19 protein-coding genes and 2 tRNA genes are annotated in these 19,079 nt (G+C 38.4%); 7 read left to right on the top strand and 14 right to left on the bottom strand.

What is annotated here, in order from left to right; genetic code table 11:
• Positions 1–8 precede the first annotated feature (8 nt).
• Both ABJQ32_08345 and ABJQ32_08340 read left to right on the top strand, forming a co-directional pair.
• The gene (locus tag ABJQ32_08345) at positions 9–1,388 is read left to right on the top strand and encodes a pitrilysin family protein (GenBank protein ID MEP5289645.1); all 1,380 of its coding nucleotides are present in this window, start codon (positions 9–11) and stop codon (positions 1,386–1,388) included.
• Positions 1,389–1,394: 6 nt separating this feature from the next.
• Entirely contained in the window at positions 1,395–2,783 is a 1,389-nt protein-coding gene (locus tag ABJQ32_08340; GenBank protein MEP5289644.1) for a pitrilysin family protein, read from the top strand.
• A 49-nt stretch (positions 2,784–2,832) separates the two neighbouring features.
• On the opposite strand, the gene ABJQ32_08335 is transcribed toward ABJQ32_08340, so the two are convergent.
• Genes ABJQ32_08335 through ABJQ32_08325 form a run of 3 tightly spaced genes read right to left on the bottom strand, consistent with a single transcriptional unit; the run spans position 2,833 to position 5,666 of the window.
• Positions 2,833–3,150 carry a potassium channel family protein gene (locus tag ABJQ32_08335; protein MEP5289643.1) on the bottom strand — a complete coding sequence of 106 codons (318 nt, stop codon included), beginning with the start codon at positions 3,148–3,150 and terminating at the stop codon, positions 2,833–2,835.
• A 20-nt stretch (positions 3,151–3,170) separates the two neighbouring features.
• A complete protein-coding gene (locus tag ABJQ32_08330; GenBank protein MEP5289642.1) occupies positions 3,171–4,307 on the bottom strand; it encodes a M23 family metallopeptidase in 1,137 nt (378 codons plus the stop codon).
• Between the two features lie 51 nt (positions 4,308–4,358).
• Positions 4,359–5,666: a toxin-antitoxin system YwqK family antitoxin gene (locus ABJQ32_08325; GenBank protein ID MEP5289641.1), complete on the bottom strand. Its 1,308-nt coding sequence runs from the start codon at positions 5,664–5,666 to the stop codon at positions 4,359–4,361.
• Positions 5,667–5,747: 81 nt separating this feature from the next.
• On the opposite strand from ABJQ32_08325, the gene ABJQ32_08320 reads away from it, so the two are divergent.
• A complete protein-coding gene (locus ABJQ32_08320) occupies positions 5,748–6,590 on the top strand; it encodes a prephenate dehydrogenase (GenBank protein ID MEP5289640.1) in 843 nt (280 codons plus the stop codon).
• 89 nt (positions 6,591–6,679) lie between these two features.
• Here ABJQ32_08320 and ABJQ32_08315 read toward each other — a convergent pair whose 3' ends face one another.
• The 5 genes from ABJQ32_08315 to ABJQ32_08295 form a co-directional block, all read right to left on the bottom strand.
• Positions 6,680–7,603: a DUF6263 family protein gene (locus ABJQ32_08315; GenBank protein MEP5289639.1), complete on the bottom strand. Its 924-nt coding sequence runs from the start codon at positions 7,601–7,603 to the stop codon at positions 6,680–6,682.
• 64 nt (positions 7,604–7,667) lie between these two features.
• A complete protein-coding gene (locus tag ABJQ32_08310) occupies positions 7,668–8,846 on the bottom strand; it encodes an acetyl-CoA C-acyltransferase (protein ID MEP5289638.1) in 1,179 nt (392 codons plus the stop codon).
• A 117-nt stretch (positions 8,847–8,963) separates the two neighbouring features.
• Positions 8,964–9,767 carry a hypothetical protein gene (locus ABJQ32_08305; protein ID MEP5289637.1) on the bottom strand — a complete coding sequence of 268 codons (804 nt, stop codon included), beginning with the start codon at positions 9,765–9,767 and terminating at the stop codon, positions 8,964–8,966.
• Positions 9,764–10,732 carry a VWA domain-containing protein gene (locus ABJQ32_08300; GenBank protein MEP5289636.1) on the bottom strand — a complete coding sequence of 323 codons (969 nt, stop codon included), beginning with the start codon at positions 10,730–10,732 and terminating at the stop codon, positions 9,764–9,766. The genes ABJQ32_08305 and ABJQ32_08300 overlap by 4 nt, the downstream gene beginning before the upstream one ends.
• A gap of 121 nt (positions 10,733–10,853) precedes the next feature.
• Positions 10,854–11,591, bottom strand: a complete 738-nt coding sequence (locus ABJQ32_08295; GenBank protein ID MEP5289635.1) for a hypothetical protein — start codon at positions 11,589–11,591, stop codon at positions 10,854–10,856.
• Between the two features lie 160 nt (positions 11,592–11,751).
• On the opposite strand from ABJQ32_08295, the gene ABJQ32_08290 reads away from it, so the two are divergent.
• Both ABJQ32_08290 and ABJQ32_08285 read left to right on the top strand, forming a co-directional pair.
• Positions 11,752–11,838, top strand: a tRNA-Ser gene (locus tag ABJQ32_08290).
• Positions 11,839–11,998: 160 nt separating this feature from the next.
• Positions 11,999–12,072: transfer RNA gene (locus tag ABJQ32_08285), tRNA-Arg, on the top strand.
• A 98-nt stretch (positions 12,073–12,170) separates the two neighbouring features.
• Here ABJQ32_08285 and ABJQ32_08280 read toward each other — a convergent pair.
• Entirely contained in the window at positions 12,171–12,896 is a 726-nt protein-coding gene (locus ABJQ32_08280; GenBank protein ID MEP5289634.1) for a peroxiredoxin, read from the bottom strand.
• Between the two features lie 86 nt (positions 12,897–12,982).
• Positions 12,983–14,260: an acetyl-CoA hydrolase/transferase C-terminal domain-containing protein gene (locus ABJQ32_08275; GenBank protein MEP5289633.1), complete on the bottom strand. Its 1,278-nt coding sequence runs from the start codon at positions 14,258–14,260 to the stop codon at positions 12,983–12,985.
• Between the two features lie 226 nt (positions 14,261–14,486).
• Here ABJQ32_08275 and ABJQ32_08270 point away from each other — a divergent pair, with 226 nt between their 5' ends.
• Entirely contained in the window at positions 14,487–15,344 is an 858-nt protein-coding gene (locus ABJQ32_08270) for a universal stress protein (GenBank protein ID MEP5289632.1), read from the top strand.
• Positions 15,345–15,379: 35 nt separating this feature from the next.
• Here ABJQ32_08270 and ABJQ32_08265 read toward each other — a convergent pair whose 3' ends face one another.
• The 3 genes from ABJQ32_08265 to ABJQ32_08255 form a co-directional block, all read right to left on the bottom strand.
• A complete protein-coding gene (locus tag ABJQ32_08265) occupies positions 15,380–16,153 on the bottom strand; it encodes a CBS domain-containing protein (GenBank protein ID MEP5289631.1) in 774 nt (257 codons plus the stop codon).
• Positions 16,154–16,233: 80 nt separating this feature from the next.
• Entirely contained in the window at positions 16,234–16,590 is a 357-nt protein-coding gene (locus tag ABJQ32_08260) for a hypothetical protein (GenBank protein MEP5289630.1), read from the bottom strand.
• Positions 16,591–16,593: 3 nt separating this feature from the next.
• On the bottom strand, positions 16,594–17,511 hold the full coding sequence (locus ABJQ32_08255; protein MEP5289629.1) for a DnaJ C-terminal domain-containing protein: 918 nt from the start codon (positions 17,509–17,511) through the stop codon (positions 16,594–16,596).
• Between the two features lie 187 nt (positions 17,512–17,698).
• On the opposite strand from ABJQ32_08255, the gene ABJQ32_08250 reads away from it, so the two are divergent.
• Positions 17,699–18,580, top strand: coding sequence for a universal stress protein (locus ABJQ32_08250; protein MEP5289628.1), 882 nt, complete (start codon positions 17,699–17,701; stop codon positions 18,578–18,580).
• Positions 18,581–18,707: 127 nt separating this feature from the next.
• Here ABJQ32_08250 and ABJQ32_08245 read toward each other — a convergent pair whose 3' ends face one another.
• Entirely contained in the window at positions 18,708–19,070 is a 363-nt protein-coding gene (locus ABJQ32_08245) for a GerW family sporulation protein (protein MEP5289627.1), read from the bottom strand.
• Positions 19,071–19,079: the final 9 nt, after the last annotated feature.

Below are 19,079 nucleotides of genomic sequence, written 5' to 3'. Positions count from 1 at the left end.
AAACACCAATGAAGTACACTAAACTATTGGCTATGGCCTTTTCACTGATGTGTCTAGCAAGTTGCGCACCTCAGGAAGAAAAGAAGGAATCGGCCTCATTTGAGGTTCCGGTAGAATATTATAAGCTGGATAATGGCTTGAAGGTGATCCTATCACAGGATCGAACATCACCAACAGTGGTGATTGCTGCTTATTATAATATAGGCTTCAGAATTGAACCAAAGGACCGAACCGGATTTGCTCACTTATTTGAACATATGATGTTTCAAGGTTCAAATAATCTTGGGAAAATGGAGTTCATCAACTTGGTCCAAAAGAATGGTGGAGTTCTGAATGGCTCCACTCGATTTGACTTCACAAACTACTTTGAAATTGTGCCAGCACATAAGCTTGAAACAATGCTTTGGGCAGAGGCAGATCGAATGCGAGGACTGGATATCACCCAGGATAATCTAACGAACCAGCAGGGAGTCGTGAAGAATGAGGTAAAAGTAAATGTGCTGAATCAACCTTACGGTGGATTTCCATGGTTAGATATGCCACAATATGCTAATGAAAATTGGTACAACGCACATAACTTCTATGGTGATTTGGAAGATTTAGATGCAGCCACTTTGGTTGATGTTCAAAGCTTCTTTGACACATTCTATGCTCCAAATAATGCTGCAATATCTGTGGTAGGAGACTTTGAAATGGAAGATGCCAAAAAATGGATTGATCAATATTTTGCAAATATTCCTACAGCAGAGCTTCCTGCTACTCCGGACATTTCAGAAAAAAGACAAACAGAGGAGAAGCGATTCGAGAAGGAAGATAAATTGGCAACCAAGCCAGCAATAGCGATTGCATACCATATGCCTGAGCGAAATAGCACATCCTACTATGCAATGGGATTGTTGGACCAGATACTTATTCAAGGCGATAACAGCCTGCTTTATAAAGAATTGGTGAAAGAGAATGGTTACACTGCAAATGTTTCAGGAGGTATTAATTACCTGGGTAACATGTTTAACTATAAAGGCCCAATGCAATGGATGTTTAACCTTACCTATGATGATAGAGCCGATACAGATAGTATTGTACAATCTATAGATGATGTGATTGCAGCTTTGCAAGCTACAGGTGTAACTCAGGAAATGCTTGACAATGCGATTGTGAAAATTCGATCAAGTTTGTATGATAATCTTGGAGGTTTCTTCGGATTTGGCAGAGCAGATTTGCTTTGCAGTTTTGCGTTATTTGATGATGATCCATCTAGAATTAACCTTATAGAAAGTGAGTTTAAAAAAGTAACAGTCGAAGATGTAAATGCTACAATTGAAGAGTATTTACGATCGACTAACCGGACAATCTTGACTTTGAAGCCAACTGCTGAATCTCTAAACTAAATAGATATGAAATCGATATTTAAATATATGCTATTGATGTGTTTGGTTCCAGTTTTTGGAATTGCACAAGAAAAAGAAACTCCACCTGCCGGAGGGGAGCCTAAAGGTTTTGCTTTACCAGAAAAAGATGTTTTCAGCCTTGAGAATGGCCTTAGTGGAGTGATGGTGCAATGGGGATCTATTCCTAAAGCCACGATTCAAATTGTGATTAAAACTGGAAATATCAATGAAGGAGCCGATGAGGTTTGGTTGAGTGATCTTGTTGGAGATTTAATGCAAGAAGGAAGTATCAACCGTACGGGCAATGAGATTGCAGATCAAGTGGCAAGTATGGGTGGAGACCTCTCGATTGGAGTAGGTCAACATAGCACAACACTCAATGTATCAGTGCTTTACGAATTTGTTCCAAAAGCACTTGAATTGATGGCTGACGTATTGATTAATCCAGCTTTTCCTGAAGATGAGCTTGAGCGATTGATCAATGACAGGAAAAGGCAATTGAGTGTTAGTATGACTCAACCACAGTCTCAGGCTGTTAGTCAGTTCTATGGCGCTATCTATCCTGATCATCCATATGGGAGAACTTTTCCTACGGATGAAATGCTAGACACTTATAATCTGGATAAGATTAAAAACTTCTATTCTTCAAATTTTGGTGCCAAGAGAACGACCGTTTATGTAGCAGGTAAATTTGATGAAGGAGAAGTAAAAGCAGCAATTGAAAATAGTTTTAAAGATTGGATTGTTGGTGAAGAAGCTAATTATCCAGTTGCAGAACCACAGTTGGCTGATAATATTCAAATGATTGACCGACCGGATGCCCCACAGTCTACTATTATGATTGGTCTACCTGTGGCAGACCCTTCAAGTCCAGATTATCAGGCATTGGATATTACCAACTCTCTTTTAGGGGGATCTTTTGGATCAAGGATCACGAGTAACATTCGAGAAGACAAAGGGTATACGTACTCACCCTACAGTACTATTTCAGATAGATACAAGTCTGCAGTTTGGTTTGAGATGGCTGATGTTACAACAGATGTAACCGGACCTGCTCTTCGTGAGATTACGAAAGAGATCTATCGATTGCAAGATGAAGCCCCTTCAGTAGAAGAACTGGATGGGATAAAGAATTATGAAGCTGGTATTTATGTGCTACAAAATTCTACTCCTGGAGGAATCATTGGACAGCTTTCTTATCTGGATATTTATGATTTGCCCGAATCGTTTTTAACTGATAAAGTAAAAAACATTTATGCAGTGACTCCAGAGCAAGTGAGTGAGTTGGTATCCAAATACATCAGGCCTGAAGATATGAAGGTTGTGATAGTAGGGGATAAGAAGAAGATTGAAGAACAAATCAAAGATTACGAAAAAGAGTTTGGAGGAAATTGATCCGATATACTGAATGTAATAGAGAAGCAGCTCTTTAGAGCTGCTTTTTTTATTTACCCTTTTTCTTCTTTTTGATGGACTTGCTATAATGGAGGTAGAGTGTGTTTACGAAAGAGAGAATAATTCCAACACCGATCGTGATATACAAAATTGTGAAAATTTTCCCACCGTCAGTTTGAGGTGCAAAATCTCCAAACCCTATGGTTGTAAGTGTGATAAACGAGAAGTAGAAAGAATCCAGGTAGCTCCAGCCTTCCAATTCATGATATGCTAATGTCCCAATAATTAGGATAGCTATTCCAGTAAGGAGTAAATCTCGATATTCTTTGTCTTGAAGAAAAGATTTAATTGTTTGAAAGAAAATCATGATTTAAGTTAATGATTCTCTTAGAATTTGCGTGTGTCTTTTTTATCTAGAAATCCAGTTAATCCGCTTTCATTGGTTACACGTATGTAATTGTGATTTACTGCATTGATGGAAATGGAGGCTCCTGCATAAAGAGTATCTTTTACTTGTGCAGTACGACTCATCTCCGACATGAGCAATAACTGATTGTTTAGTATCACTTTTCTTCCCAATAATATTGAATCTGGAATCAGGGGCTCAGGTCTTTTGTATTCTTCAACAATAAATGCATATGGGTTGATCGGTCCATTTTTATAAATTCCAAAGTGTAAATGCGGTGGAGTGAAGCGAGCATTCCCGGTATTACCCACAGTTCCAATGGTATCTCCAGGGTTAACCATCTGATATTTTTTAACTTTTTGCTCTTGCAAGTGCGCAAAATAGAGGTTTGTTCCTCGCTTTCGATCATATAACCAAACCACCTTACCTCCTAACCCTCGCACACCGACAAAGCGAACCTCTGCTTTTGTTGGAGCAATAATTGGGGTATGCCTTTTAGCAAATATGTCTACTCCGTGATGATCCCTCCGACCTCCATCCCTCGGATCACCAAAGAAACTTTGAATAGCTCTTTTGTTCTTCCCCGCAACTGGAAAAGCCAGCGTAGGAACGTTCTCAATGGTAATGGAAAAATTTCCACCTCTTAAAAGTTCGGGCTGAATTCTTAATAAATAAGAAGCATCTCTCCGAGGTTCAAAACCTAATTGAAGTGTGCTGTCAGCCGATGCAACTTGACGATACTCTTTTAAACTATCATTTTCAACCCGGAAAAGATCAACAAAAATCCGAGTAGTGTCTTCAGTTATTAATTGAATATCTACAAGAATTCTTTGACCTCTTTTCACACTAAAGCGATAGCCGATTGCATCAGGTTTTAAGTCTGAGATAACAAAAGCTTCCTGGTAGGGTAGAGTTACTTTTATTTGATCATCAAAGGGATTTTCTGAAGCTGCTAACCACTCTTTGCCAAGTGCAGAGTTTAGTAAATTGGCTTGTTTCAATGAATACCAATAAGCGTGGTGATCATTTCTCGGATAGAATCTTTCAGGTATTTTTTCTTTATCACATCCCCAAAAGAATAGAGCGATAAGAATTATGGAGGCCAGCTTTAAGCGCATGTGACTTATTACGCAGCAAAAGGATTTCAGTTAAAGAAAATTTACCAGAGGTCAGTCTTTTTCTATTTTCTCCCCATGTTTGTATGTCACCGTATCAATAATAGTTCCTTTTTTATCGTAATAATTCCAGACTCCATGCCTGCGATTTCTGACATATTTTCCCTGATGCTCAACTTGACCGTTTTTATGATATTCGATATAGTTACCCTCAAGCTTGTTTAATTCGTAATTGGCTTCTGTCTTCAAACTACCGTTTGGATAAAACTCCGTGTGAGGACCATACTTGTTGCCAAATCGGTATTCAGTAATCGAACTCTTCTCCCCCTTATCATAGATTTCTTGAATTCCATGCTTCTTTCCTTTTTCGAAGCGCTCTACTTTAAGTGAATGACCCTTGCTATCCCAATATTTCCATGTTCCGTGAGGTAATTCATTAAGTAATTCTTTTTGAGAGGTGAGTTGTTTTTTCTCACTGTATTCTTTGATGATAGCACTTAATCCATCATTGGAAAACATAGACTTCAATCGAATTTGACCATTTTTATGATAGTCCAGGCTCTTGCCAATGCGATAGCCATCTTTGTACTTATACTCGCTTTTTGCATCTCCATTGTCAAAATATACAAGGTAATCCCCTTGAAGAGTACCATCTTCATAAATGCCTGTCGCCTTCAACTGACCATTTTCATGATACATTTTGACAGATCCAGTACGTTCTCCACGCTTGTTTATTACGGTCATTTCCAGATCGCCACTTGGATAGTAGGTTTTATAAGTGCCGTCTAATAGGCCTGCCTGATAATTAGCTTCCAGCTTGAGTTTTCCGCTTTCATAAAAGTGCTTTGTGATGCCGTTTGGTTTACCATCGGCATAGCTTATTTCTTCTTTGATAGTTGTGCCATCACTATAGTAGGAAAGCACAGACCCATTGGGTTTTCCATTTTCGAATGAAGTGATGCCTTTTAGTTTGCCCTGCTCATCATACAACTTCACAGATCCTACAAGTGTGTCTTTCTCAAAGGTTGCTTCTTGTATTACCTTACCCGAAGGGGAAAAGACCTTCGTAAGTCCTTCACGTCTGTTGTCCTGATAGACAGTTTGTCTTTGAATGTTTCCGTCTGGATAGTAATTGTAGAAAATGCCATTTTTAGCACCAGAATCAAAGTTTCCTGCAATAATGACATTGCCACTTGGGTCATACATCTTATAATCGCCATCCACCAAGGAACTATCTCCATTGAGTACTCTATATTCTTCTTTTAGCTGGCCTTGGTCGTAAAAAATTTTGATGGTCTGCTGAGCAGTAGCTAGGCAGACAATGAAAAGGAGTAAGGTTGTGGTTGCAAGAGTTTTCATCATTTTAGAACGATTCTCAAAGGTTTTTAGTACACAAAAAATGCACTAACTAAATTCGTTGCTTTCAAAGCTAAAATTTATAGAATGAATTTACTAATTGTGGGTGTTGGTCTAATAGGAGGTTCCTTCTCACTTTCCTTAAAAGGCAAAAAGAATTTACATTTTGCGAGCTTTGATCAGAATCGTGAATCGGCTGATAAGGCACAAGAATTGGGGATTGTCGAGAAAACTTTTAGCGATATAACCAATGGGGTTGAGTGGGCAGATGTTGTCGTACTTGCGATTCCCGTCAAAGCAATTAAGACAATGCTACCAGAAGTCTTAGATTTATTAAAGCCAGATCAGTTTGTGGTTGATTTTGGCTCGACCAAGGCATCTATCTGTAAGTCGGTTAATGAACATCCTAAAAGAGCTCAATACATCGCTGCTCATCCTATTGCGGGAACAGAACATTCAGGCCCAGCAGCAGCTTTCGCAGCGCTGTACCAAGGTAAAAACCTCATTCTTTGCGATACAGAAAAGTCCGATTCAATGAAATTGGAAACGTTTGAATCCCTAGCTAAGGAAGCAGGTTTCTATATCACCAAAATGGACGCGGATGAGCACGATCGACATTTGGCTTACATATCTCATCTAAGTCACATCACTTCTTATGCACTAAGTAATACAGTACTTAAAAAAGAAGAGGACGGTGAGGTGATTTTGGATCTCGCAGGTTCGGGGTTTGAATCTACCGTGAGATTAGCAAAAAGTTCTCCATCCATGTGGAGTTCTATTTTTATGGAAAATAAAGAAATGGTTTTGAAAGGAATTGGTGCGTACAAGCGAGAACTAGAAAAGCTAGAAAAGTTGATAGAGGCAGAGGATGAACGTGCCATAAATAAATATCTTGAAGAGGGGAGGTCTATTCGGAAGATTTTGAGTTAATATTTGGATTCAGTTCGATCGATCAGAATGAGTAATCCGATATATAGAAACCAGCTTTTGATTCTATAATCCTTGGCGAAATTAGGTGGTTAGTTCAAGCGGGTAATTACTGTCTTATTACTAATTTCAATTGAAATGGTGACGTCTTCATCGATATGATCATTTGGCTTAAGAAAAGAATCACCGCTGATATCCTGATGAGTAATTGCTTCAATTACCTGACCTGTTTCAGGATCTAGTACAATATCAGAATCTGTAGTTCCTACCAGGTTGTACTTAAAATAATTGCCGTTTAATTCGAAATATTTTTCTTTATCTAATGATTCTATAATACCCGTAGATATAATTTTTGCTTGATTTTTTCTTACATCCTCAAGAATAAAATCTGATTCAATGCTTGCTGACATACCATCATTAAATGATGTTTCTATTCTCCAGGTGTCTTTTTCATTGACTGGATTTGATGGAAAGATGGTTATAAAAGATTGAATATTTCCTTTCAAGGCTTCTTCACCAAATGCTTTGTTTAACTGTCCTTTTAGTTGATCAATTTTAGCTTGTGGAAGTTCTTTGTAATCTGTGAAAGCACCATCAATGATCTTGGATAGACCACTAAATTCAAGTATTTCGCCTTTTTCAGAAATAGATAATTGAAAAGGTTTATCTACAAGCTGACTTAAAATCTTGGAAAAAGTATCACGCTCATCCGTACTTTCTGAATTTATAGACATGGCGGATTCTTCAAATTCTAAATCGAGACTCAGTTTCTTGTAGCGTGAGGTTATTTCTATCTTATCGTTTCGAATGTTTTTAACTTCCAGACTAATCTCATTCTTGATTTCCATTTTTGTAAGGGATTGCACCCCATCTACGAATTGTGTTATTGCTAAAGAAGTTGTAATCGAATATTCAAGTTCCTGTTTTTTCTTAGTCCTTAATCTAAGATCAAAAGGCTGTGCAACAAGACCATTTGAGATAATCAAGAATAAAATCAGCGTAAATGCTTTCATCATAAATTGAAAATTAAAGAGGGGTATACAAATGTAACCCCCTCTTCATTAGTGTTTTAATATAATGTTATACTTTTTCTACAACAATAGCAGAAGCACCACCACCACCGTTACAGATACCTGCACAGCCGATCTTGCCTCCTTTTTTGTTAAGTACGTTCACAAGCGTAGCAATGATTCTAGCTCCCGAAGTACCTAGTGGATGTCCCATCGCTACAGCACCACCGAAGACATTAAGTTTATCAGCATCAAGTTCCAATTCTTGCTGATTAGCCAGAGCTACAGCAGAGAAGGCCTCATTCACTTCCCAAAAATCTACATCTGATTTATCAACTCCAGCATGTGCCAATGCTTTTGGCACAGCCAATGAAGGAGCAGTGGTAAACCACATGGGATCTTGTGCGGCATCTGCAAACCCCTTGATCTTTGCAATCACTTTCAATCCTAACTCTTCTGCTTTTTCTTTGCTAACAAGAACAAGTGCAGAAGCACCATCATTGATAGTGGAAGCATTAGCCGCTGTTACTGTACCGTCTTTATTAAATACAGGTCTAAGAGTAGGAATTTTATCGTAATTCACGTTTCTGAATTCCTCATCTTCATCCATGATTACTGGATCGCCTTTACGTTGCGGAATTTCAACAGGAACAATCTCATCTTTGAATTCTCCGGCCTCAGTTGAAGCGGCAACTTTCTTGTATGAGTTGATAGCAAATTCATCCTGTGCTTCACGCGAGATATTCATTTCTTTTGCGGTGTTATCTGCACAGCTTCCCATAGGAAATTCATTATAAGCTTCCCATAGTCCATCATGCATTAACCCGTCGGTGAGTTGTCCATGTCCATACTTATAACCAAATCGAGCTTTAGGTACGTAAAACGGAACATTTGACATGTTTTCCATTCCTCCAGCGACTACTACATCGTTGATACCTAGCATAACAGATTGGGCACCCAACATCACAGACTTCATTCCCGACGAGCATACTTTATTGATGGTAGTGCATGGCACGTTGTGTCCTATTCCAGCTCCGATAGCTGCTTGCCTAGCGGGCGCTTGACCAAGACCTGCAGAAAGCACATTACCCATATACACTTCGTTTACTTCCTCTGCTGAAACTCCAGATTTTTTAAGAGCTCCTTTAATAGCTATGGTGCCAAGCTGTGTAGCTGAAAAGCCTGATAGTTTTCCTCCGAAACTTCCTATTGGGGTACGTACTGCTGCTGCGATGTAAACTTCTTTCATTTTGAGTTTAGATTATCTTAATATGTTGTTAATCAAAAAAAAGTCCCGATGGTTCAGATCGGGACGCAAAGATCGTAAAATCAGATTGGAAAAAATAGCTGTATAGATAGTAGCTGCTTACCAATCTGGTTTACCACTTGGTGGACGTTTGGTCGGTTTTCTTTTCTGATGCTGTAAGTACTTTATTTCACTTTGACGCATGGCTTCAAGTAATTGCCTGGCTTTTTCTTCGGTTATTCCCATCTCTTCCAACTTCTCTTTCGTCATTTCCTCTTTTGATTTTTCTTGCTCTTGCTCTTCTTCCTCACCCTCTTTTTTCTCTTGTTCCTTCTGCTCTTCGTTCTTTTTTTCTTCTTCGGACTTCTCTTGATCTTCTCCGTCTTTATTTTCTTGTTCCTCTTGTTCTCCGTCTTTTTTCTGATCCTTATTTTGTTCCTGCTCGTCTTCTCCGTCCTGATTTTGCTGATCTTGATTTTGTTGCTCCTGTTCTTTTTGCTCTTCAAGTAATTTCTTCACTACCTCATAGTTATATCGTGCCTCTTGATTGGAAGGGTCTGCTTTGATAGCAGATTTGAGTTGCTGCAATGCTTCCTCCAGTTTACCCACCTCTTTACTCATCACACCAAGTTGTTGAAGTGCTATCGACTTCAGTTTGTTACTCTCCGAGGATGCCAAGTTTCCATAATTCAATTTAGCTCCTGCAGTGTCGCCCAAATGATAATGAGCATGAGCCAGGTTTAATTTAACTGCAGGATCATTTACTCCTAGTGAGTCACTAAGAATGGTGTATTTGGCAAGTGCCAACTCATAATCCTCAGCGAGATAAGCTGCTTGGGCTTCTTTCTTTAATGCATTGATTTTAGCGATCTCTTTCGGATCATTGATAAAGACTGCTAATATGATGACTAAAAAAATTCTCATAGTTTGATCAATTTCACACTAAATAATACGTCTAATACCATCAAAAATAGTGCTAGACCTAAGAAATAGAAATAACGATTTTGGGTTGCATCTACTTGCTTGGAATCGCGCATTTCTCCCTCTACATTGTTAATCGCATTTATCAAACGAGTAACATCGTTTCTTGATTCATTTATCTCGAAATATTCCCCTCCTGTATTTTCCGCAAGATCTTCTAATGAACTTGAATTGAGTTGTGATACTACTTCATTCCCACTTTGGTCAGTTTTAAATCCGTTCCTAGTAGGAATTTTACTTCCTTGCTTTGTGCCAACCCCGAGCGTGAATAATGTGATTCCTTCAGATTCTAATTCTTCTGCTATCTCATCCGTATTATCTCCAAAGTCCTCGCCATCACTGATTAAAATAGTGATTTTAGATTTTGATCTGGTGACCACCGTATCATCTGCGATTAACTTTTCGGTTGCCATTTCTAGCGGAGGCCCAAAGTCAGTTCCAAAGTTAGGTACCATACCAGTATTTAGTGTTTGAATAAAAAGGTTAAGCGCATTGTTGTCATAGGTGAGCGGGCATTGCATGTAAGCCTCGCTACTAAACATGATCAAGCCAATTCTGTCTGAACTGAATGCTTCAACAATATTTTTTAATTCAAATTTTACTTTTTCCAATCTGGATGGTTGAACATCATAGGCATTCATTGATTGGCTTAAGTCAATACAGACGAAGATGTCTTTACCAACGGTTTTCACTTCTCTCGATGTATCACCAAAACTTGGTCCCAAAAGAGCGGTGACTATCAATCCAAAGTAGATTGTCCGAATGATTGTTTTTATAATAACTCGTCGGGCAGGAAGACCTAGTCTTTGTGTGGTACGAATAACACGCCAAATAAATACTAAGTACAGAAGTATGAAAACTCCTATTAAGATGATCTCGAATGTGCTGATTGTATTAACCCACTTCATGCACTGAATACTTTATTTTAGGTACGAATCTATCAGCGGGCAAATGTAACAGAACAGCGCAATGGATGGCACTAGAATTTTATAGATTAACATTTTTTAAGGATGAGTAGCAGTGTATGTATTAGAAAAGCTTTTTTTTCATGATAATAGGATTACCCTGAGAGCTTTCGCAATGGCATACAACATCTTGATACTTTAAGAAACTCGGTGTGTAGACACTAAGGTCAACGAAATATGATCCATTTTCTTTTGGAAGTAATTTGATGTCAGGATGAACAGCATCAAAAAATTGATCTTCGATCAACTTACCAATGTAAAACTTTAGGTTTCTACATTCCTGGGAGGTAGAAAGAAAATAATTATTTCCTATCTCTGTTATCTCGATTGAGTTTGCTTGTTTGAGTGTGCCATCCGTTAGATACTCTACTGTTCCAACCCCGGGCTTTGCAAAACCATAGTTGATGATAGCTTTTATTTGTCCTGACGAGTAATAGATTTCTCGTTTACCATGAAGTAGGTCATCATGGTAAGAAGTAGAGGCATACAGAACTCCGCTTTTATAATATTTTTTTGAAGTGCCTTCTCGTTTGCCGTTATTGTATGGCATGGATAATAGAACTGTTTCGCCATCATCATGATAGAGATAGGATACTCCATGCTTTATTCCTTTATTGTAATTGACGATTGTTTTTAGTCGTTTATCCTTGGTGTACTGCTTTATTTCTCCATCACGAACTTTTCTTTTGGAGATTTCCTCTACTTCAGAACCACTGACTAAAGAATGAAGGTCAAGAAATACGGAACTCATTCCTATAAAACTGAGTATTACGAGAGCTAATAAAATTTGAGTTCTGTTCATTGCAAAAGAAAATTACTAAAGAATTGGGTCAACGAAATGGATTTTTGAAGGTTACTTTTATATTTGCACTCCTTTTCAGAGGAAACCTTCTTTAGAAGATGTTTTTGAAAGGGGTTTTTGGTCATAATGTTGGCCTTAAAAGAGCATTAGCTAATGCCACGGAGAGGTGGGTGAGTGGCTGAAACCACATGTTTGCTAAACATGCGTGCGAGAAATCGTACCGGGGGTTCGAATCCCCCTCTCTCCGCAACAAAATGCTGCGAAAGCAGTAACTGGAGAAAATCCGGATCAAGTTTACTTGAATAAGGATTTACGGAGGTTAGTTTGATACGTAGTATCAGCATTTTGTTTCATCTCCCCCAAAAGGGGATCATGAAATAATCCCTCTCTCCGCAACAAAATATCATGGTTGCATAGCTCAACTGGATAGAGCAGCTGCCTTCTAAGCAGCAGGTTCGGGGTTCGAGTCCCTGTGCAATCACACTTGTGGCCTCATACGATACGTATGGGGCTTTTTTTGTTTTGTCTGTCGAGTTGTTTCTAATTTAAGTTCACCTGAACAATGCCAATCTATTTTTATTAACTCTCTAATCGTAAGACCTTTTCGAGGATAGTTTTTTTGTCTAGTTCCTTGGTACAGAAAAACCAATCCTTACAATCTAGGCCTTCCTCTTGTCCATCCATTCTACCTTTTGCAACTCCACATGATCCTGCAGGAGGAATTATTACATGATCACCTGGAACCCAATCTGCAGGAGTAGCTACATCAAATTCATCTGATGTTTTCAAGCCAATTAACACTCGGTATAGTTCATCGAAGTTTCTTCCTAGACTGAGAGGATAGTAAATAATGGCCCTAATAATTCCTGTAGGATCAATGAAAAATACAGCCCGTACTGCCTTGGTGGTGTCTTCATTTGGTTGGATCATTCCATATTTTTTTGCAATCTCCATGGAGATGTCCTCAATCAAAGGAAACTTGACTTCAATATTTTCCATACCTTTGAATTTGATCTTTTCTTGTATGGTTCTTAGCCATGCAATGTGACTATACAAGCCATCAACAGAGAGCCCGACAAGCTTACAATTTGCTTTTTCGAACTTATCTTCCATGGAGGCGAAGGTCATAAATTCAGAGGTGCATACGGGAGTGAAGTCCGCAGGATGACTAAAAAAAATAACCCAATTCCCTTTATAGTCACTGGGAAAGTTAATTTCTCCTTGTGTTGTAATTGCTTTGAAAGCTGGTGCAAGATCACCGATTCGGGGCATTGCAGCATATTCCTTTTCTTCTAGTATCTCCATTGTGTAGTTACTTTATGATATGAATAAACTAGATGTCAATAGGTGACAATCTCAATGACTCCCTTCAATTTTTTTGATGAGCTACATCATAAAATGCATCCAAACCTCTCAAACAATGCTTTTTCCAAACTTTCTTGATGATTTGGATGAGCGATTTTTATCAATTCTTTAGCCCTCTCCTTTAGACTTTTACCATAGAGATTAACAATTCCATATTCAGTAGCCACATATTGGATATGTGCTCGAGTGGTAACTACTCCGGCACCAGGCTTCAGTTGGGAGACTATTTTGGATTCCTCATTTCTTGTTTGCGATGATAGGGCAATAATAGGTTTCCCCCCAGGAGAAAGGGAAGCACCTCTAATAAAATCCATTTGACCACCCACACCACTATATATTCGTTCGCCAATAGAGTCTGCGCAAACCTGTCCTGTCAGATCTATCTCAATAGCACTATTGATACTTGTCATTTTAGGCTGCTTTCTAATAACAGATATGTCATTGACGTATTGTATATCTAGTATTCTCACCTGTGGGTTATCATCTACAAAGTCATATAATTTTCGAGTGCCAATTAGGAATCCAGATACGATTACACCCGTATTTTTTTTCTTTAATTTGTTATTAATGACACCATTTTCGACCAATGGTAAAATTCCATCTGAAAACATTTCAGTATGGATACCTAAGTCTTTGTGATTATGGAGACACGCTAATGTTGCATTGGGTATTGCTCCAATTCCCATTTGAAGTGTCGCGCCATCTTCAATTATTCTAGCAACATTTTCGCCTATCCTTTTTTCAATTTCGGAGAGTGGGTGAGGTACTACTTCTGGAAGAAGTTGTTCATATTCAAATACACTATGGAAGTTATCAATATGAATCAATCCATCCCCATGAGTTCGTGGCATTTGAGGATTGATTTGCGCTATGACTTTTTTTGCTTTATCTACCGCGGCTTTAGTTGTTTCCACGGAGATTCCTAGTGAACAAAATCCGTGTTTATCTGGTGGAGATACTTGTACTAGTGCCACATCAATTGGTATAATTTCCTCTCTAATCATGATAGGTACTTCGCTAAAAAAGCATGGAAGAAAATCGCCAGATCCTTCATTGACACATTGTCTTGTGTTTTTACCAATAAACATGGCAATTACTTCGAAACTTTTGCTGAATTGAGGTTCAGCATATGAAGCGTTTCCTTCAGTATGCATCTGATAGATACGAACATTTTCCAATTCATCAGCTCTTCTTGTCAATGCATCGACTAACGATTGCGGAGCTGCTCCTCCTGTATGGATAAAAATATTTTCACCTGATTGAATAGATGAAACGGCTTCTATGGCCGAAGATGCTGTTTTCATTATTGACTTTATGATTGTTAATGCAAAGGTGAGCTCAGAGTAATCATCCTATGCTGATAACTATCAGTCCGATACTTGATGTCTTTCAGCTTTTCTGATTTAGATAAATAGGATGTTTCACCATTTGTGAAGATGGAATGAAGAAATTGATATAAATCATAGAATACCCTATCAGCTATCATGCGACTATTTTTTATTAGTAAGCACCTTTGAAAAAAGATTGATGATGAAAAAAATATTAGTACCTGTCGATTTTTCTGAGGTAAGCATTTCTGCGGCAATGTTTGCGGTGGAAATCGCAAAAATGTCAAAAGCTAAACTAATACTCCTTCACAGTGCATTCTTCAATTATTACAATGATATTAGTTACGGAATGACCTATAATTATCAACCTCTAATTGAAGAATTTGAGCGAGAAATCAATGAAAAATTAGAAGGGTTGAGAAAGAGAGTCGCTGCGGATGTTGAGTGCGAAATATGTGTGTCCGGGCTTAGTCTTATAGAATCTATTAAAGATATAGTAGCGGATGAAGGGATAGACTTAATAGCCGTAGGCACACATGGATCTTCAGGCTTGGGAGAGTTCTTCATTGGCTCAAACACTGAAAAAATAGTGAGAAAGGTAAAATGTCCTGTGATAGCAATACCTTCCAAGACTTCAGTGAATTCAATTAAAAAGATATTGGTACCCATTGACATCCGAGAAATACAAGATGAGTTGATGAAAAAATTTGCACAACTTCAAAAATTCTTCTCGGCTTCTATGGAGTTTGTATGGGTGCGTACACCGCACAACATCGAAAACGAAAAAGTGGTGAGGGAAAAATTTGACTCACTGATGAAGACTTATGGTTTTCAGGACAGTGAGTTATGCATTATCTGTAGCGTCTTTCCAGCAGAAGGGATACTTGCTTATTCACAGGAATCTAAAGCAAATATGATCGCTATGGCTACTCACGCACGAAGAGGAATTTCGCACTTACTTGCTGGAAGTATGACAGAAGATACTATCAATCATATCAGTATTCCTGTTTGGACTTATAAGCTGGACAAGAAGGTAAAAAACATTGATCTATTCAACTAGATAATGAGGAGTAGGAAACTACTGTGAATTGTTCTTTATTGTTGTGTTCGATGGTATTTATCGATGAGTCGAACAATGTCTTTTTCATCAAACAAGCCATAAGAAATTTCAAGAATTTGCAACGAAAATTCTTGTGTTATGATGCGATGTTTGGTTTTAGCGGGTACAGAAAATTCGTCATCAACATTTGCATCTAATTCCTGTTTACCAATGACTACTTTACCTTTTCCTTTCACCACTCTCCAGAACTCATTCCTGTTTCTATGATATTGAAGGCTCAACTCTTCGTTTGGATTGACATTAATAAGTTTAACCGTACAAAGTCGATTTTCACAGAACTGTTCAAAGTTTCCCCATGGTCGCTCCTCAGTGTATTTTTTGGGAATTTTAGCACTGTGTTGTTCTTGTTGATAATTTCTAATCACGTCAGTAGTAGTGATGATGCCAGCTAGTTTATCATCTTCCAAAACGGGCAATGCATGATACTCTTCTTCAATGAATATTCTTGAAGCTATACTTATAGGATCGGTTGAAGCCACCGTTCTTGGACGATTAACCATTACATCTTCAATGGTAAGCGCATTGTAAAGCGCGGCATCTGCTTCAGTCTCTATTTCATCATACACATCGCCAAAGCTTAGTCTCATCACGTCCGTTCTACTTAGTATTCCTACCAACTTGTCATCATCCATTACAGGTAAATGACGGATGTGATACTTCAGTAGCATATCTCGTGCTTCAATGAGGGAATTCGATATTCCGATCGAATGGACTTTACTTGTCATCAGTTCCTTTACAAGCGTCTTCATAATTTTTTTTATAAAAAAGGGGTGAACTAATGAGATAAAATATGATTTAGATTACGTTATTGCCTGATGATGATCGAGGACTAAAGCAGACTCTTTGCTAGTTCTATTTGTGTTTTAGCGACGAGTTGGTTTCGGGGATCGCCGTTTAAGATCACAAGTACATACCCAAGACGGGAAAGTTTCCAGTCCTGGATAGTTTCGTGAGTTTTTGCATTTGTTAAATAAATGCCTTGGAAATGATCGTGTATTGGAATTTTTCTAAGTAAACATGCTTTCATAGCTCGATTTACTGCCTCAACCATCTGATCAAATTGCTCATCAGTTTCCATTAGCGAACTTGCTCGATACAGGAATTCTCTGTTTCTGATAGCTTCAATGAAATCCAACATGGTTTCATCTGAGAAGATAGGTTCTGATTTTATGATAGAATACTTCATAGCTTAAGCATATTGTATTTGAAAACTTTCTTGCAATTGTTTGGCTATTTTCTTTTGCTCAGAAGTCAGTTTAGTGGGTAATTTGATTGTGAGCTTTACAAACAGGTCTCCATGTGTTTTTTTGCCGTAAATAGGCATTCCTTTTCCTTTTAGTCGCAGCGTTTTTGCGTTTTGTGTGCCTTCGGGTACTTTGACATTTACTTTTCCTGATAGTGTAGTCACTTCTTGATTCCCTCCAAGCAGAGCGGTAAAAAGATCAACTGCCAACTCCATATAGATATCATCACCTTGTCTCTTATAGGAAGGATGATCTTGAACTCTTACGGTCAAATAAAGATCACCAGCCTTTCCTTGCGGACTTTTTTGGCCTTTCCCTTTGACCTTCAACTTTAAGCCATCGTACGATCCTGGCTTAATCTTAAGCCGAATTTTCTCAGATCCCAGATCTGCAATTCGCTCCGTTCCAGAGTAAGCTTCTTGGAGGGAAATGGCAACCTCTCCCGCAAGGTCAGCACCTGAAAATTCCTGCTGATAGCCACGTCTTCTACCTCTCTGACCGAAAAGTGTTTCGAAAAAATCAGAAAACTCAGTACTTCCAAACATCTCCGAAGGATCTCCATCAAACTCATAGTGCTGACCACCTGACCAACCAGATGAATGCCTTTGTCCCGAAGGATCAAAACCAGCTTCTTGATATTGTTTCCAGTTTGCACCAAGTTCATCATATTTTTTGCGCTTCTCTGGATCACCCAAAACCTCGTGCGCCTCACTGATTTCTTTAAACTTCTCCTCAGCTACCTTGTCATCAGGATTTTTGTCAGGGTGATATTTTACCGCCAGTTTCCTGTAGGCTTTTTTTATTTCATTCTGTGAAGCTGTTTTGTTAACTCCTAGTACCTGATAATAATCTTTGTAATCCATTCCAGACCGTTGAATCTTATTTAGGATAAACATAAATGACCCAGGCTTTTTTCTAAATGATCGTGTTCATGGATGAAATTGACTTAAATCATGCCATTACAAAAACTATCATTTGTCAGTCACAAAAGGGATTTAAGTCATTGCATTGATATCATCTTATTTGGAAATTCAGGCTAAAGATGATGCAATGAAATCCATTCTAATACCACTTGACTTTTCTGAGGTAAGTAGCAACGCTTTAGCTTATGGGATAAATATCGCTAGAGCTTTTGATGCAAAATTGAACCTCTTGCATGCCTATCACACTACGCCAGCAAACCTGGACATAAAAACGAAAAGTCACCAAGAGGAGTTAGCGTATTTCAGAAAATCAGCTTTGTCAGAATTGGAGTCTATTCAGGCCGATATTACACAAAAATTTCACCTTGAATGTGAAATAATCAATGAGGAAGGGTTTGCCTTGGAAAAAATCATTTCCTATGCAAATAGTTGGGATTACGACTTATTGATTATTGGAACCGAAAGCAGGGGGCCGCTTGATAAATTTGTTTTCGGATCGATAACTGGGAAAGTATTGGATAAGGTTCAATGCCGACTCCTTATCGTTCCTCAAGCCTCGTCTTTTGACACGCCGAAGAATATAGCTTTTGCCCTTGATTATCATGACACTGATCAGGATGATCTTTTGTTTTTGGAAGAATTAGCCAATCGTTTTGATTCAGAACTTTCTGTAATTAGAGTGACTTCTGGCGAGAAGGATGATGAATGGGAGAGTAAAATGATGAAAGACTTCAGATTTGATATAGATGATATGCTGCCGGACAATGACATATCATGGCATTTCATTCTAGGAAAAAATGTGCCTAAGCAATTGGAGAAATTTGTGAATAATTACAACGTAGATCTTTTAGCAACTTCAAAATCTAAATTGAGTTTATTAGCCCAGTTATTTTCCGGAAGTATAACGAAAAAAGTGTTTTACAGGACAGATATACCACTTCTTGTTTTTCATGCTGAGGATTCCGACTTGAGATCGTATCGGATGGAAAAGGATAGCAGGTATGAATGAGACTGTCTCAAAATGTTATCCTGAACCTGTCTTTGAGAATGGAGGATTATCACACTTTGAGATACTCCGTTCCTCAGAATGACATTATTTTAATTCTTTTGAGACAGTCTCATTAATCTTCAGAGACCTAAGCGGTTTCTTCTTTCTCCTTTTTCGAGATCATTTTTTCAACGAGATCGGGGATTTTTTCAAAAGCAGCAGCTATTCCCTTGCTTGATTTACTCACACCGATAAATGATATTTCATCATCCTTAGTGACTAGAAATCCTATTGGCTCTATACCCATTCCTCCACCAGCTCCACCACCTTCTCCTTCAGAGCTTTTAGGGGCCTTTCCACCACCAGCACCACTTCCAAAACCCATTCCTACACGTATGACAGGAACACATTCAAACTGACCTAGCTTGAAGAGATCTCCCATAATAGTGTCTGTAGTGGCTTCCGATTTGATGAACTTTGTGATTTGTTCTAATAATTCTTCGATATGCATTTCCATGGT

Origin of the sequence: Marinobacter alexandrii (genome assembly GCA_039984955.1) — a bacterium.
Taxonomy (GTDB): Bacteria; Bacteroidota; Bacteroidia; order Cytophagales; family Cyclobacteriaceae; genus Ekhidna.
The sequence above is the reverse complement of the archived record's forward strand: the minus strand, read 5'-3'. Positions and strand labels throughout refer to the sequence as shown.